Consider the following 14,822-nt stretch of genomic DNA (forward strand, 5'->3'; position numbering starts at 1 on the left):
CTCGCGGGTCAGAGGCCGCCGACGCGCTGCGGTGCTGCGGCCGAGTCCGCGAGCGGGAGCGAGACGCGGAACGTGGCCCCGCCGCCCGGCGTCTCGACGACGTCGACGCTGCCGTTGTGCGCGGCCACGATCGAGGACACGATCGCGAGCCCGAGCCCGGTGCCGCCCGTCTCACGCGCGCGCGACGTGTCGGCGCGCCAGAACCGCTGGAAGATCTTCTCCCGGATCTGCGGTGGGATGCCTTCGCCGTGATCGACGACCTCGAGCATGGCTCGCTCGGCCGCGGCATCCAGGCTCACCCGGATCTCGATCGGCGAGTCGTCCGCCGTGAAGCGCATCGCGTTGCCCATGAGGTTCGTGATGACCTGACGGAGCTTGTTCTCCTCGGCGAGCACGATCGCGCGCTGCACGGGCGCCGGGGTGCCGGAGCCGATGGGCACGGGCACCGTGGGGGCCGGATCGACGACGACCTCGTCGTCGTGCTGCACGCGAGCGGCGTCGGCGTCGAGCTGACGGCGGCGCTGCGCCTCGCGGGTATCGCGGGACGGCTGCTTGGCCGCCGGCCGGCGGGGCGGCTGGGAGAGCCGGCGCCCACGCAACCGCGCGAGCGTCGCGCCGGCGAAGGCGATCGGTCCGGTGGCGCGCATGGGCGGCGAATCGAGGTCGACCGCGAGTTCCGCCGGTTCCTCCCCCTCGCCGTCGCCGCTCGCCTCCGGCGCGATCACGGTGACGGTGCGCGCCGGTGCCGCGGCCATGGCGTCGAGCGCGGCATCACGGGCGAGCGGCACGAGGTCGACCTCCGCGAGCGTGAGCGGCTTCGCCTCGTCGAGTCGGGCCAGCGCCAGCAGGTCCTCGACGAGCAGGCCCATGCGGATCGCCTCCTTCTCGATGCGGTCCATCGCCTGCCCGACGTCCTCCGGGGTCTGCAGCGCGCCCATGCGGTAGAGCTCGGCGTAGCCGCGGACGGAGACGAGCGGAGTGCGCAACTCGTGGGAGGCGTCCCCGACGAAGCGGCGCATCTGGTCGATCGTGCGCGCCCGGTCGCGGAAGGCCCGGTCGATGCGGTTCAGCATGGTGTTCAGCGAGCGGTTCAGCCGACCCACCTCGGTGTTCGGGGTCGCGCCGTCGAGGCGCTGGCTGAAGTCGCCGTCGGCGATCGCCGCTGCCGTGCGCTCCACCTCGCGGAGCGGGGTGAAGGTCGAGGTGACGAGCATGCGAGTGAGCAGGGCGCCCACGATGACGACGCCGAGCCCGAAGCCGAGGAAGATCGTGAGGTACGCGGCGAGGAGGCGCTCGGTCTCGGCGGTGGAGATCGCGATCACGATGGGCATGAAGCTGCCGTGGGTGTCGATGAGCGCCGTCACGGCGCGGAAGGTCTGATCGCCGCGCTGGTCGGGCAGCGGGAGCACGACGTAGCCGTTCGCGTTCATCTCGTTGACCTTGGCGATGCTGAGCTCCGACGGGAACAGCGGCACCTCGTCGCGGGGCCGGCCCTGCCAGTTGTGCGCCAGGAAATCGCCGGTCTCCGGGTCGTACTTCGCGACGAAGACGTCGTCCGAGGGGCGCACGTCGAGGGCGTCTGCGCTCGAGTCGCCGTCGTCGCCGTAGAAGTAGCGGGAGACCACGTCGCCGGAGGCGATCGTGCGCAGCCGGCTCTCGAGCTGCTGCTCGGCGTAGCTGCGGAGCATCGCGGCCGTGCCGATGCCGGAGACGAGCAGGCCGAGGGTGAGCATCAGCACCGTCACGCCCGTGATCTTCGTGCGCAGCGAGACGCGGTTCCACCGCTCGAAGATCGTCTGGTTCATGGCACGACGAGCCTACGCCGAGGAATCTGGCCGAGCGCTGTTCACGGCTTGGAGCTCTTCAGCATGTAGCCGAAGCCGCGCTTGGTCTGGATGAGCGGCTCGGCGGAGTGCTGGTCGAGCTTGCGGCGCAGGTAGGAGATGTAGCTCTCGACGATGCCGGCGTCGCCGTTGAAGTCGTACTCCCAGACGTGGTCGAGGATCTGCGCCTTCGAGAGCACCCGGTTGGGGTTGAGCATGAGGTAGCGCAGCAGCTTGAACTCGGTCGGCGAGAGCTCGACCGGTACGTCGCCGACGAGCACCTCGTGTGTGTCCTGGTCCATCGTGAGCTCGCCGGTGCGGATGACCGCGTCCTCCTCGGCGTGCATGGTGCGGCGGAGGATCGCCTTGATGCGCGCCACGATCTCGTCGAGCGAGAAGGGCTTGGTCACGTAGTCGTCGCCGCCGACCGTGAGGCCGGTGATCTTGTCTTCCGTGTCGTCCTTCGCGGTGAGGAAGAGGATGGGGGCGGTGTACCCGGCGGAGCGGAGTCGCTTGGTGACGCCGAAGCCGTTCATGTCGGGCAGCATGACGTCGAGGATGATGAGGTCGGGCTCTTCTTCGAGCACGGCCGAGATGGTCTGGGCACCGTTGCCGACCGCCCGGACGGCGAAGCCGGCGAAGCGCAGGCTCGTGGTCAGCAGGTCGCGGATGTTGGGCTCGTCGTCGACGATGAGAATTCGGGGTCCGTCGCTCATGGCGCCATTCTCTTGACGTTCGCTGGGAGCCGCCTGGGAGTCCGTTGCGCGCCTCGCCGGAGTCGGCCGGTGACGAGCGCGCCGCCGCACCCGGCTACGATTCGGGGTATGCCTGCCTCCCCGACTCGACCGTTGGGCTGGGTCGAGCCCCACTACCGGCACCCGGTGCGGCGGATCGCCGGCCGCGAGGTCGACTACCGGCGCGAGATCCAGATCCGGATGAACTTCGTGATGAGCCTCGACGGCGCCGTCACCCTCGACGGACGGAGCGGCGGGCTCGGCGACCCCGCCGACCGGCTCGCGATGGGGGTGTTGCGCACGCTCGCCGACGTCGTGCTCGTCGGGGCGGGCACCGTCCGGGCGGAGGGCTACGGCGGCCTCCGGCTGCGCGCGGCGAACCGCGACTGGCGGCGCGAGCACGGCCTGCCCGACGCCCCGCGCGTCGCGATCGTGTCCTCGGCGCTCGAGCTCGACCCGGACGACCCCGTGTTCGCCGAGGCCGAGGCGCGGCCCCTGCTGCTCACCCATGAGGCAGCCGATCCGGCTCGTCGGACGGCGCTCGCCGAGGTGGCCGAGCTCGTCGATTGCGGAGCCGACCGCGTGGACCCGCTGCGCGTGCGCGACGCCCTCGCGGCGCGCGGCATGCCGCAGGTCCTCTGCGAGGGCGGTCCGCACCTGTTCGGCGCGCTCCTCGACGCCGACCTCGTCGACGAGCTCTGCCTGAGCCTCAGCCCCCTCCTCGTCTCCGGGAGCGCCGGGCGCATCGCGCAGGGCCTCACCCAGCACACCCGGCGGATGCGCCTCGTGCACGCGCTTCCCGCGGGGGAACTGCTGCTGCTCAGGTACGCCCGGGCCCGCTAGGCGGACGTCCGCCCTCCGGGCTCAGGCGGCCGCGTCGAGGGCGTGCGCGTCGAGGATCGTGTACGAGTAGCCCTGCTCGGCGAGGAAGCGCTGCCGGTTCTGGGCGAAGTCCTGGTCGACCGTGTCGCGCGCGACGAGGGTGTAGAAGTTCGCGGAGAGCCCCGACTCCTTCGGGCGGAGCAACCGGCCGAGCCGCTGCGCCTCCTCCTGGCGGGAGCCGTACGAGCCCGAGACCTGGATCGCGACGGTCGCCTCGGGGAGGTCGACGGAGAAGTTCGCGACCTTCGAGACGACGAGCACGGGGGTGCGGCCGTCGCGGAACTCCTGGAACAGGCGCTCGCGCTCGTCGACCGGGGTGGCGCCCGTGAGCTGCGGGGCGCCGAGCGTCTCGGCGAGCTCGTCGATCTGGTCGAGGTACTGCCCGATGACGAGGATGCGCTCGCCGGCGTGCCGCTCGACGAGCTGCTTCACGACGCCGAGTTTCGCCGGCGCGGTCGCGGCGAGTCGGTAGCGCTCGTCGTCGGCGGATGCCGCGTACGCGAGCCGCTCGGACTGCGGCAGGTCGATGCGCACCTCGTAGCAGGCGGCGGGCGAGATGAAGCCCTGGGCCTCGATCTCCTTCCACGGGGCGTCGAAGCGCTTCGGGCCGATGAGGCTGAACACGTCGCCCTCGCGGCCGTCCTCGCGGACGAGCGTGGCGGTGAGCCCCAGGCGGCGACGGGCCTGCAGCTCCGCCGTGAGCTTGAAGACGGGCGCCGGCAGCAGGTGCACCTCGTCGTAGACGATGAGGCCCCAGTCGAGGGCGTCGAGCAGCGAGAGGTGGGCGTACTCGCCCTTCCGCTTCGCGGTGAGGATCTGGTACGTCGCGATCGTGACCGGCTTGATCTCCTTGATCTGGCCGGAGTACTCGCCGATCTCCTCGGCGGTGAGGCTGGTACGGCGCAGCAGCTCGTCGCGCCACTGCCGCGCCGAGACGGTGTTCGTCACGAGGATCAGCGTGGTGGTCTTCGCGGTGGCCATGGCGCCCGCGCCCACGAGCGTCTTGCCCGCGCCGCAGGGGAGCACGACGACGCCCGAGCCGCCGTCGAAGAAGTTGTCGACCGCCTTCTGCTGGTAGTCGCGCAGGTGCCAGCCGTTCTCGGCGAGGTCGATGACGTGCGGCGTGCCCGGCGTGTATCCGGCGAGGTCCTCGGCGGGCCAGCCGAGCTTCACGAGCTCCTGCTTCAGCTGGCCGCGGGCCCACGGCTCCACGAGGAAGCTCGTCTCGTCGATGCGCGCACCGATCAACGGCGAGATGCGCTTCGCCCCGACGACCTCGGTGAGCACCGCGAGGTCGTCGCTGCGCAGGCGGAGCTCGCCGTCGTCGGTGCGGTCGATCACGAGCCGGCCGTAGCGGCCGACGGTCTCGCGCATGTCGACCGAGACCGTCTGCGGCACGGGGAACTTCGCGTAGCGCTCGAGCGTGCCGAGCATGTCGTCGGCGGTGTGCCCCGCGGCTCGCGCGTTCCAGAGGCCGAGTCTCGTGATCCGGTACGTGTGGATGTGCTCGGGGGCGCGTTCGAGCTCCGCGAAGACCGCGAGATCGTGCCGCGCGTCCTCGGCGAGCGGGTTCGCGACCTCGAGGAGCACGGTGCGGTCGCTCTGCACGATGAGGGGGCCGTCTGACATGACCGTCAAGTCTACGCCCGATCCGGGCTCCCTCGGCGGGGTCCGCCGGGATCGGCCGCGGTCCGCGCTCAGAACTCGGGCGCCGGGGCGACCGAGGCGATCGCGGAGATCGGCAGCGTGCGCTCGATGTCGGCCTTGCGGTCGCGGGCGCGCAGGCGTCCGTTCGCGACGCTCGCGGGCGCGAGCAGGTAGTCGGCGGTCTGGCCGCCGGGCATCCGGACCGTCACGGTGAGGGTCTCCTTCGCCCGCGCCGCCGCTTCGAGCTGGCGGGCGAGCCAGGCCTGCTCGGTCGCCGGGCCGTCGGTGGGTGCGGCGAGGAGGACGTCGAGCAGTTTGCCGACCGGATCGCCCGCCGGTGCCGGCGTCGGGGTCGGCGCGAGTCGGTGCCGCTGCAGCCGGAGGATCCGGCCCTCCGCATCTTCCGCGGCGACCGGGTAGCGGGCGTCGGAGAGGGCCCAGAACACGACGTCCGGCGCGAACCTGGAGAGGAGGCGGTGCGGGCCGACGCGCCGCAGTCCGATCGCGCTCAAGGACTGGTCGACCTCCAGCGTGCCGACGAGCTGCTCGTCGTCCGAGCGGACGGAGCTCTTCGCGGGCGCATCGCCGTCGTCGGCGACCGAGACGCGCACCGCGCCGAAGCGCGCGGCGGCTTCGGCGACGAGGTATTCAAGGGGCTGGGGGATGCCGGTGAGCGACAGCGTGCCGAGGAACTCCCGGATCGAGTCGGCGCTCTCGCCTGCGGCGAGCCCGCGGTTCACGGAGGCGGCCGTGACCCGGTAGCTCGAGGCGAGGTCGCGGCCCTCGACGTCGGCGAAGCCACGCAGCCGGGCATCGAGCGCGGGTTCGAGCGGTCCCGGCGACACGATCGTGAGATCGTGCTGCACGTAGACCCGGTCGACCTGCGCGGGGAAGTGGGCGCCGAGGAGCGCGGCCGCCTCGTCGAGCCGGCCGCCGAGCACGAGCCGGCCGGGTTCGACCGGTTCGCCCGAGACGGCGAGGCCGAGCGCCTCGGCCTCGCCCGCGAGCCGGGCGAGGCCGGCATCGAGCCACTCGCCACCGACCGGGTAGAGCCAGCGGACGTCCTCGCGGAACGCGGCGGCGGAGAGCGTCTCGCTGCGGCGCGTCACGAGCTCGCGGAGTGCCGGCGGCACGCGCTCGCGCCAGCACTCGGCGAGGGCGGCCCACCGCCGGGTCGGTCCGGACAGCGACCAGTTCGCGCCCGCGTCGGACTCGAGCCAGTAGGCGCCGTCGCGCACGACGAGTCCGGCCTCGACGGCCCGGCCGAACAGGCGCGGCACCTCGTCGAGGGCGACACCGGCGACCTCCGCGAGGCGGCGTGCGTCGGGCAGCGCGAGCCCGCCCTTCGCGAGTTCTCGAGCCGGCTGGGCGCCGAGCGCGGCGAGGAGCTCGGCGGTGGCCGCGACGGTCGCGTAGGCCTGCTCGGACGCGCGACGAGCCAGCAGCGAACGGTCGACCTCGTCGACCGCCTGCAGCACGGGCGGGGCGGGCGAGAGGAGGGCCTCGACGCTCGGCAGGTCTTCACCGAGGCGAGGCGCGAGCCGGGCGACGATCGCGGCGGGGACGTGCAGCGCACCGGGCGGGCCGCCCTCGGCGTCGACGACGAGCAGGCGCGCCCGGAGGCCCGTGAGGAGGCCGGGCAGCCGGCGCTGGAACTCCGCCGGGGCGCCCAGCGCGGCGACGCGCTCGGCGAGCGCCACCTCGTCGAGCTGGTGTTCGGCCGTGGCGAGTGCGGCGAGCACGGCGAGGTGCGGCCGGTCGAGGCGCCCGACGACGTGATCGAGCGAGTCCTGGTGCAGGAGCGCCTCGGCGAGGTCGAAGAGGTCCGAGATGCCGTCGGTCGAGAACTCGCGGAGGGCGAGCGCGTCGCGCAGCTCGTCGCGGCCCATGCCCCGGAGCTGTGCGGCGAGCTGCAGCATAGGCCCGCTCAGCTCCCGGTTCGCGCCTCGCGCGAGCGGCGCACGGCGTTGAGGATGAGGAGGACGACGAGCAGGAGGAAGCCGAGGGGGAGGCCGACGACCGGGATGAAGAAGACAACCGGCCAGATGCCGCGGCTGAAGCCGTCACCGGCGCCGGCGCCGGCGGCCGTGGCGATCAGCACGGCGAAGATGCACAGCACCGACAGGCCGACCGAGCCGGCGACCATGAAGGCGAGCACGCGCTCGAGGCGGTTCTCGGAGGTGGGGCGATCGGTGCTCACCCTCCCAGGATAGCCAGCGCGAGCCGAGAGCGTCGGCCGCAACTAGACTGGGGACCGGAGGGCGACGAGTTCCGGTGCGCCCGCATGGACACGAGCGAGGTCACGCGATGCCCAGCGGCAAGGTCAAGTTCTACGACGAGGAGAAGGGGTTCGGCTTCATCAGTGGTGATGACGGCCAGGAGGTCTTCCTGCACGCCTCCGCCCTCCCCGCCGGCGCCGTGGTCCGGGCGGGCTCGAAGGTCGAGTACGGCATCGCCGACGGCAAGCGCGGCCCGCAGGCGCTCTCGGTCCGGGTGCTCGAGACGCCGCCGAGCCTCGCCCGCATCAACCGACGCTCCGCCGACGACATGGCCGTCGTCGTCGAAGACCTGGTGAAGTGGCTCGACGCCGCCGGCAGCGATCTGCGCCGCGGACGGTACCCCGACAAGGCGCGCGGCCGTCAGATCGCGACGCTGCTGCGGAAGGTGGCTGACGAGCTGGATGCCTGAGCCCACCGAGACTGAGACGACCCCGGCCGAGCCGGTGACCGCGCTCGAACCCGCCGAGACCCAGGCCGAGGCGGTCGAGGAGCCGGTGTCGCCCGTCGAGCCGCTCGCCGCCGACGAGGTGCTGCTCGCCTCGGCCGCCCTCGCCCAGCGCGCGCTGCTCGAGGTGACGCCGCCCGAGACCGTCGGGTCGGTCGTGGGGCACCTCGTCGAGGGCGAGCACGTGCTGACGCTGCTCTTCGCGGCAGACCTGGCCGGCTACCCCGGCTGGCACTGGAGCGTCACGATCGCCCGCGTCGAGGATGCCGAGCCGACCGTGCTCGAGACCGAGCTCATGCCGGGGGAGCAGGCCCTGCTCGCGCCGGAGTGGGTGCCGTGGTCCGAGCGGCTCGCCGACTACCGGGCCGCACAGGCGGCCGCGGCGGAGACGGCGGCGCTGGCCGGTGACGACGAGGCCGATGTCGAGTCCGAGGACTACGAAGACGACGAGCTCGACGATGCCGAAGACGACGACGCCGAAGACGACGATGACGATGACGACGACGAGGCGGACGACGACGAGTTCGACGATCACGACGACGCCTTCGACGGCATCGAGATCGACGCGCTGGGCGAGGAGCCCGACGACGCGTCAGACGACGACGGCGACTCCGACGACGACGCGTCGGACGACGACGATTCCGACGACGACGACGCTCACGACGAGGACGACGACGAGCGCGACTGACGTCGCCTGAGCAGTTGCACGGCGGCGATGCCGACGACGCCGAGTGCGGCGCCGATCACCGTCGTCGGTACCAGCAGCGCCCGCGCCCGCGGATCGATCCCCTCGCCGAAGGCGAGGACGACCCCCAGCGCGACGAGCCAGGCGATCGTGCCGACGAGCAGCGCCTTCCGCGCGTCGGCACGGGCGGGCGCCGGGTCCGGGCGGCGCTCGTGCTCGGCGAGCCAGAGGCGCATCGTCAGCCCAGCTCTCCGAGCACGTAGTCGATCGCCGAGGTGAGGGCGCGGACGTCGTCGGGCTCGATCGCGGTGAACGTCGCGATGCGCAACTGGTTGCGGCCGAGCTTGCGGTAGGGCTCCGTATCGACGATCCCGTTCGCCCGGAGCGCCTTCGAGATCGCCGAGGCATCCGTGGCCTCGTCGAAGTCGATCGTGACGACGACCTGCGAGCGGTCGGCGGGGTCGGCGACGAAGGGCGTCGCCACCGGCGAGGCCGTCGCCCAGTCGTACAGCACCGAGGACGACTCGCGGGTGCGGGCATCGGCCCAGGCGAGCCCGCCGGAGGCGTTCATCCAGTCGATCTGGTTCTCCATCAGGAGGAGGGTGGCCAGCGCGGGCGTGTTCAGCGTCTGGTTCAGGCGCGAGTTGTCGACCGCGTTCTTCAGGGAGAGGAATTCGGGGATGTACCGCTCCGAGGCCGCGATGCGCTCCACCCGGTCGAGGGCGGCGGGGGAGAGGATGGCGAACCACAGCCCGCCGTCGGCAGCGAAGTTCTTCTGCGGGGCGAAGTAGTAGACGTCGAACTCGTTCGGGTCGACGGCGATGCCGCCCGCGGCGCTCGTCGCGTCGACGACGGTGAGTGCGCCGTCGTCTCCGGCGACGCGGCGGACCGGGGCCTGCACCCCGGTGGAGGTCTCGTTCTGCGGCCAGGCGTACACGTCGATGCCGGCGAGCGCCTCGGGGCGCGCGCTCGCGCCGGGTGCGGCCGTGCGCACGTCGGGCGCCTCGAGCCAGGGGGCGGCGGCAGCGTTGGCGAACTTCGCGCCGAACTCGCCGAAGGAGGCGAGTTGCGCGCGGCGCTCGATGAGCGAGGCCGCGGCGGCGTCCCAGAACGCGGTCGAGCCGCCGTTGCCGAGCACGACCTCGTAGCCCTCGGGCAGCGAGAACAGCTCCGAGAGCCCGGAGCGCACGCGGCCGACCAGGTCTTTCACCGGCGCCTGGCGGTGGGAGGTGCCGAGGATGGCGGGGCCGAACTCGGCGAGGTGGGCGAGCTGCTCGGGGCGCACCTTCGACGGGCCGCAGCCGAATCGACCGTCGGCGGGCAGGAGTGCAGCGGGGATCACGAGGCTCGGCATGCCGATGAGTCTATCGATGGCGGCGAGCCCACTAGGCTGGAAGGCGGGCTGTGACGACACGGGGAGGAAGCAGCGTGACCGACCTCATCGACACGACGGAGATGTATCTCCGCACCATCCTCGATCTCGAGGAGGAGAACATCGTGCCGCTGCGCGCGCGCATCTCCGAGCGCCTCGGCCACTCCGGTCCCACCGTCTCGCAGACCGTCGCCCGCATGGAGCGGGACGGGCTCGTCGTCGTCTCCGGCGACCGGCACCTCGAGCTCACGCCCGAGGGGCGCAGTAAGGCCGTGCACGTCATGCGGAAGCACCGGCTGGCGGAGCGCCTGCTGTCCGACGTCATCGGGCTCGAGTGGGAGTACGTGCACGACGAGGCGTGCCGCTGGGAGCACGTGATGAGCGAGCAGGTCGAGCGTCGGCTCATCGAGCTCCTCGGCCAGCCGACCGAGTCGCCCTACGGCAACCCGATCCCCGGTCTCGAGGAGCTCGGCGTGCCCGCCGCGGCACCGTTCATGACGGGCGTGCGCAACCTCGTGCAGGCGCTCGGCGACACGACGGAGCCCATCCGGGGCGTCGTCCGCCGCCTCGGTGAGCCGGTGCAGTTCGATCCCGAGCTGCTCGCGCAGCTCAAGCAGGCCGGCATCATGCCCGGGGCGCGAGCGACGTTCAGCGTGAACGGCGGCTACGTGCTCGTGCAGGTCGACGACGTCGAGGGCGGGCTGGAGCTCCCGGTCGAGGTCGCCGCGCACCTGTTCATCGGCGACTGAGCGGCCGACGGCCGCCGCGCCCTCGCCGCACCAGGCCGGGCCCGGAGCTTGGGATCCGCTGTGAGTCCGGCTCCGTCGTGACCGGAATGTGACATCGCCCGGGGCCTCGCGTATCCTCGTTCGAGTCCACCGGCGCGAAGCCAGACGGTGGAACCGAGATCGAGACGCCCCCGATGTCCACCGCTCGATCCTGAAACCCGTGACGCGCTCCGGCGCAGCCAGGTGGAACGCCGTTTCCGGCCGTGGGCGACGGAGGTAGTGTTTTGGCTCGTTCCCCCAAGCGTCGCCTTCCCGGCGGTCGCGTCAGCAAAGCTGCGACCAAGGCCATCGTGCAGGCGAAGACCCGGGCGGATGATTCCGAGACGGCGATCGCGCCGGTCTCGACGATCTCCACCCGCAGGCTCCGCCGCGGTGGGGTCGCCAACCTCGTCGTCATGACGATCTCGGCCGGACTCGTCGGCACCCTGGCGATCCCCGCCTACGCCTTCGCGCCCGGCAGCGAGGACCCGGAGTTCGCCACGAGTGCGAGCGCCGCGCTCACGAAGGCCGACCCGCAGTCCGTCGCGGTCGACGCGGATGCCTCGGCCGCTCCGGTCTCGCAGGACACCCTGGCGGTCACCACCGGCGCCTCGATCCAGGAGGCGGCCGAGGCGGAGGCCGCGCGGCAGGCCGCGCAGACGGCGATGACCTCGTACGCGGCGTCGTACGACGGCCCCTCCGTCGGCGAGCTGCTCGCCAGCCCGCCGTACCCGAACTTCGACCTCGCGAGCGTCTACAACGTGGCGACGCAGTACATCGGGGTGCCGTACGTCTACGGCGGCGCGACGCCGGCCGGCTTCGACTGCTCCGGCTTCATCATGTACGTCTACGCGCAGTTCGGCGTCTCGATGCCGCACTCCTCCGCCGGGCAGGGCGCCATGGGCACCCCGATCTCCGAGGCGGCCGCGGTGCCGGGCGACCTCGTCATCATGCCGGGACACGACGGCTTCTACGCCGGCGGCGGCATGATCCTGCACGCCCCCTATGAGGGTGCGTCGGTGCGGGTGCAGCCGATCTGGACCAGCGACTACTCGATCGTGCGCATCGGCATCTGAGATGAACATCGGGTGACCGCCCGAGGGAAACGGCGCGCCGGAGGCATCCTGCGCGCCGTTTCCTGTCGTACGCTGGAGGCCTGACGAACCGAACCGAACGGGGAGGCCGATGGTGCAGCGTGAGCGCGTCCATGCCAGGAACGCGCGCGCGCACTTCCACCAACGGCCGAGTCATCAGCCGAGCCACCTGAGCGCTAGCGCGCCGAACGGGCACCGTCCTCTGGACGGTGCCCGTTCTTGTTTCCGGCGACCCCCGACGGTCTCGATCCGCCGTCCCGTATCCCGCGGCCGGAAGCCACCCGGCCCCGTACGAAAGGTGACGTCATGAGCGGCACCCTCATCCTGAACGCGAGCTACGAACCGCTCGCCGTGGTCCCGATGCGCCGGGCGATGCTCCTGGTGCTGAACGGCAAAGCCTCGGTCGTCGAGGCGGCCGAGGGCTGGCTGCACTCGCGGTCGGCGCGGTACGCCGTGCCGAGCGTGGTGCTGCTGCAGCACTACGTCCGGATCCCGCTCCGCCCCGTTCCGCTCACCCGTCGCGCGGCGCTGCAGCGCTACGGCTATCGCTGCGCGTACTGCCGCGACTACGGCGACACGCTCGACCACGTCGTGCCGCGCTCCCGCGGCGGCGGCCACAGCTGGGGCAACGTCGTCGTCGCCTGCCGGCGCTGCAACCACAAGAAGGCCGACAAGATGCTTGCGGAGATCGGCTGGCGACTCCCGTTCGAGCTCACGGAACCGGTGCCCACGCCGCAGGCGAGGGCGGGGCTCTGGTCGACGCGCCACCCGGAGTGGGCGCAGTACCTCGGCTCGATGCCGCAGCCCGCGCTGCTCGCCGGGTGAGCCCCCATCCGGGCCGGCCCGCGACGGTCCGTGATCGGATCGTGACATCGCGTGCGGTGTGCCCTATGGTGGTACGAGTCCGGTGCGGTACACGCCCTCCGGTCGCCCGAGACCACCCCGCGTCCCTCTGCGCGGGATCCGGAGGAACATCACGTGAACGGTGACACCACGCGCGACGCGATCGAGCGGCCGCGCGCAGGACGGCAATCGGCTTCCCCGGTCTCCGGCCCCCGTGGGGCGAGCGTCTCCGACGGGCGCGTTCGCCGTCGTGGCCCGCTGCGCGTCCTCGGCGCCGTCGTGGCCGTACCCGCCATCATCGGCACCGTGGCGATCCCGGCGTACGCCATGATGCCGAGCAGCGACGAGTACGCGAGCAGCGCGAGCTACAGCCTCACGCAGAGCCAGGCGCAGGACCTCATCGTGCCGGGCCTCGTCAACAAGGCCGGCGTCGCCGCCGACAGCTACGCGGTCACCACGAAGGAAGAGATCGATCGTCAGGCGCGAGACGCCGCCGCCGCGGAGCAGGCCGCCTGGTCCGCCGAGCTCGCGTCGCGCACCCCCAACGGCAACTACGCGGTGTACACGGTGAAGGCCGAGGGCGACGACTACCCCTGGTGGGACCAGCTGCCCGACGACTACGGCGGCGGGCTCTCGCCGTTGCGCTACTACTACCGCGAGTGCGTCGACTTCGTCGCCTGGCGGTTGAATCGTGACGCCGGCGTCACGAGCGCCCCGTGGAAGTGGGACTGGTCGAACCTCGCCTCGGGCAGCGCGTACGCCTGGGCCGACGCCTGGGCCGAGAAGGGCTGGCCGACCTCTTCGACGCCCGTCGTCGGGGCCGTCGCCTGGTTCCCGTACAACCACGTGGCCTATGTGCAGTCGATCAACGGCGACGGCAGCGTGAACCTCGAGGAGTACAACCAGAACTCCGACCACTCGTACCACCGGCGCACCATCCCGGCGGGCGAGGCGCTGTACCTCTACCCGCCCGCCTGACCGGCCCCCGTCAGCGCGGCAGCCGGGCCAGGCACGCCGGCGCGGGCGTCGGCACGGTGTCGACGAGCTCCTGCGGCACGCCCTCGGCGTCGAGGGCGACGATCGCGATCGAGTCGGAACCCTGATCGGCGACGAGCGCGAACCGCTCGTCGTGCGTGAGCTCCAGGTCGCGGGGATGGATGCCGCCGGTCGGCACGCTCGCGACGTGCACGAGGGTGCCGGTGTCTCGATCCAGGCGGAGCCCGGCGAGCGCGTCGGCGTCGCGGTCGCCGACGAGGACGACCCCGCCCCGGGTGAGGCGGATGGCCGAGACGCCGAGGCCGCGGAACGCGATCCGCGCGTCGACCGGGTACCAGCCGAGCTCGGTGCGCGCGTCGAGGTCGACGACCGAGACGGTGCGGTCGAGTTCGTTCGCGACGAGCGCGCGACGACCGGTCACGACGAGATGCCGGGGGCCGGCGCCGGCGTGCACCGCGATCTCGCCGACGGCGGCCAGCGAGCCGGTGGCCTCGTCGAGCTCGAGCAGCCGGATGCGGTCGGCACCGAGATCGGGAGCGAGTGCGAGTCCGCCGTCGAAGACCACCTGGTGCAGGTGGGGGGACCCCTGCCGGTCGAGTACGGGCCCGCTGCCCGTGAACGTCGAGCGGGCGGCGGCAGCCGCCGGACCGAGGCCGTCGACGGGGTGCGCCGTGACCGAGCCGCCGGAGTAGTTCGCGGCGAGCGCCCAGCGACCGCCGGGGCTCAAGGCGACGTGGCACGGGTCGCCGTCGGCGACGCCGAGCGGAGCGAGCGGGATCAGCGTCTCGGCGTCGTCTCCCGCCGCCCACACCGAGATACCGCCGGGGGCGAGCTCGTGCGAGACGACGATCCGCTCGTCGCGGAGCGCGAGGAACATCGGGTTCTCGCCGACCTGCACGGCTTCGCCGAGGCGCCAGGCGCCGGCGCCGTCCACCTCGAGCCGGCGGATGCCACGAGCCGGTGCGCCGAGCCCGCCGGAGGTCGAGGCGCCCACCCAGAAGACCGTCGGCTCGCCGCTCATGCTGCTCCGTTCCGCGGCGGGGCCGCGCTCAGGGCGCGCGTGCGCCGATCGTCAGGCTATCGCGAGCCGGTAGACTCGCTAGGCCGCCCCCGTAGCTCAGAGGATAGAGCGTCGGTTTCCTAAACCGTGCGTCGCAGGTTCGAGTCCTGTCGGGGGCACTCTCCCGCCCCTTCGCGATCGCTCGGCCGTTCAAGACGCCTGGTGCCGCTCGCCCAGCGGGAGCATGATGGGTCG

The 14,822-nt window shown here is 72.3% G+C and carries 15 protein-coding genes and 1 tRNA gene; 8 read left to right on the forward strand and 8 right to left on the reverse strand.

Going from position 1 to position 14,822, the window contains the following annotated elements:
- Positions 1-8 precede the first annotated feature (8 nt).
- Complete coding sequence (locus M3147_RS01085) at positions 9-1,805, reverse strand: sensor histidine kinase (RefSeq protein WP_251201687.1); 1,797 nt, start codon at positions 1,803-1,805, stop codon at positions 9-11.
- A gap of 41 nt (positions 1,806-1,846) precedes the next feature.
- Positions 1,847-2,539 (reverse strand): response regulator transcription factor, encoded by a 693-nt coding sequence (locus tag M3147_RS01090; protein WP_022894322.1) that lies wholly within the window; start codon positions 2,537-2,539, stop codon positions 1,847-1,849.
- 108 nt (positions 2,540-2,647) lie between these two features.
- Here M3147_RS01090 and M3147_RS01095 point away from each other — a divergent pair, with 108 nt between their 5' ends.
- Positions 2,648-3,400: a pyrimidine reductase family protein gene (locus M3147_RS01095; RefSeq protein WP_251201688.1), complete on the forward strand. Its 753-nt coding sequence runs from the start codon at positions 2,648-2,650 to the stop codon at positions 3,398-3,400.
- Between the two features lie 21 nt (positions 3,401-3,421).
- On the opposite strand, the gene M3147_RS01100 is transcribed toward M3147_RS01095, so the two are convergent.
- The 3 genes from M3147_RS01100 to M3147_RS01110 form a co-directional block, all read right to left on the reverse strand.
- Complete coding sequence (locus M3147_RS01100) at positions 3,422-5,068, reverse strand: DNA repair helicase XPB (protein ID WP_251201689.1); 1,647 nt, start codon at positions 5,066-5,068, stop codon at positions 3,422-3,424.
- 68 nt (positions 5,069-5,136) lie between these two features.
- Positions 5,137-7,005: a helicase-associated domain-containing protein gene (locus M3147_RS01105; protein ID WP_251201690.1), complete on the reverse strand. Its 1,869-nt coding sequence runs from the start codon at positions 7,003-7,005 to the stop codon at positions 5,137-5,139.
- 8 nt (positions 7,006-7,013) lie between these two features.
- Positions 7,014-7,286 carry a hypothetical protein gene (locus M3147_RS01110; RefSeq protein ID WP_251201691.1) on the reverse strand — a complete coding sequence of 91 codons (273 nt, stop codon included), beginning with the start codon at positions 7,284-7,286 and terminating at the stop codon, positions 7,014-7,016.
- 107 nt (positions 7,287-7,393) lie between these two features.
- On the opposite strand from M3147_RS01110, the gene M3147_RS01115 reads away from it, so the two are divergent.
- Both M3147_RS01115 and M3147_RS01120 read left to right on the forward strand, forming a co-directional pair.
- Positions 7,394-7,774, forward strand: coding sequence for a cold-shock protein (locus tag M3147_RS01115; protein WP_189083866.1), 381 nt, complete (start codon positions 7,394-7,396; stop codon positions 7,772-7,774).
- Positions 7,767-8,498 (forward strand): DUF3027 domain-containing protein, encoded by a 732-nt coding sequence (locus M3147_RS01120; RefSeq protein WP_251201692.1) that lies wholly within the window; start codon positions 7,767-7,769, stop codon positions 8,496-8,498. Before M3147_RS01115 ends, M3147_RS01120 begins: the two co-directional genes overlap by 8 nt.
- On the opposite strand, the gene M3147_RS01125 is transcribed toward M3147_RS01120, so the two are convergent.
- Both M3147_RS01125 and serC read right to left on the reverse strand, forming a co-directional pair.
- Positions 8,468-8,731, reverse strand: a complete 264-nt coding sequence (locus tag M3147_RS01125) for a DUF2530 domain-containing protein (protein WP_251201693.1) — start codon at positions 8,729-8,731, stop codon at positions 8,468-8,470. The genes M3147_RS01120 and M3147_RS01125 overlap by 31 nt on opposite strands.
- 2 nt (positions 8,732-8,733) lie before the next feature.
- A complete protein-coding gene (gene serC / locus M3147_RS01130; protein WP_251201694.1) occupies positions 8,734-9,849 on the reverse strand; it encodes a phosphoserine transaminase in 1,116 nt (371 codons plus the stop codon).
- A gap of 74 nt (positions 9,850-9,923) precedes the next feature.
- Here serC and M3147_RS01135 point away from each other — a divergent pair, with 74 nt between their 5' ends.
- The 4 genes from M3147_RS01135 (at position 9,924) to M3147_RS01150 (ending at position 13,549) form a co-directional block, all read left to right on the forward strand.
- Entirely contained in the window at positions 9,924-10,616 is a 693-nt protein-coding gene (locus M3147_RS01135) for a metal-dependent transcriptional regulator (RefSeq protein WP_251201695.1), read from the forward strand.
- A 329-nt stretch (positions 10,617-10,945) separates the two neighbouring features.
- Complete coding sequence (locus M3147_RS19455) at positions 10,946-11,710, forward strand: C40 family peptidase (RefSeq protein ID WP_251201696.1); 765 nt, start codon at positions 10,946-10,948, stop codon at positions 11,708-11,710.
- 324 nt (positions 11,711-12,034) lie between these two features.
- Positions 12,035-12,553: an HNH endonuclease gene (locus M3147_RS01145; RefSeq protein WP_251201697.1), complete on the forward strand. Its 519-nt coding sequence runs from the start codon at positions 12,035-12,037 to the stop codon at positions 12,551-12,553.
- Positions 12,554-12,706: 153 nt separating this feature from the next.
- Positions 12,707-13,549: a CHAP domain-containing protein gene (locus tag M3147_RS01150; RefSeq protein ID WP_251201698.1), complete on the forward strand. Its 843-nt coding sequence runs from the start codon at positions 12,707-12,709 to the stop codon at positions 13,547-13,549.
- Between the two features lie 10 nt (positions 13,550-13,559).
- Here M3147_RS01150 and M3147_RS01155 read toward each other — a convergent pair whose 3' ends face one another.
- The gene (locus M3147_RS01155; protein WP_251201699.1) at positions 13,560-14,588 is read right to left on the reverse strand and encodes a lactonase family protein; all 1,029 of its coding nucleotides are present in this window, start codon (positions 14,586-14,588) and stop codon (positions 13,560-13,562) included.
- An 85-nt stretch (positions 14,589-14,673) separates the two neighbouring features.
- Here M3147_RS01155 and M3147_RS01160 point away from each other — a divergent pair.
- Positions 14,674-14,746: transfer RNA gene (locus M3147_RS01160), tRNA-Arg, on the forward strand.
- The last annotated feature ends 76 nt before the right edge of the window (positions 14,747-14,822 follow it).

This window comes from Agromyces mediolanus, from assembly GCF_023715325.1.
Lineage (GTDB): Bacteria > Actinomycetota > Actinomycetes > Actinomycetales > Microbacteriaceae > Agromyces > Agromyces mediolanus_A.